Here is a 293-nt window from a genome sequence, read left to right as displayed (position 1 = left end):
TGTTACAGTGTGAACTAAAGAAGTTCCTTCTGTTTGTGTATCACTTGTTACACTTGATACTTCTATATCTTCTTCATTATCTAAGATTGTTCCTGTTGCATCTACTCCACCTACAGAAATAGAATACGCTTCTGTATCTTCTTTTACGTCATCATCTACTGTTGGTGTTGTAATTGTAAACGATGTTACTCCTGCTGGTACTGTGATTTTTCCAGTACTTGCATCATATGTTACACCATTACTAAATTGAAGGGTTCCTATATCTTCATCTTCTACTGTTCCATTGTTAAATG

1 protein-coding gene is annotated in these 293 nt (G+C 34.8%); it reads right to left on the bottom strand.

The annotated features are described in order from the left end of the window. Positions 1 to 293 (bottom strand): hypothetical protein (locus tag CRV01_RS13775; protein WP_164970064.1); only part of this gene is annotated, 293 nt, incomplete at both ends.

The organism is Arcobacter sp. CECT 8983, from assembly GCF_004118855.1.
Lineage (GTDB): Bacteria > Campylobacterota > Campylobacteria > Campylobacterales > Arcobacteraceae > Halarcobacter.
Note: the sequence above shows the minus strand (reverse complement) of the source record. Positions and strands in the feature narration are given on the sequence as shown.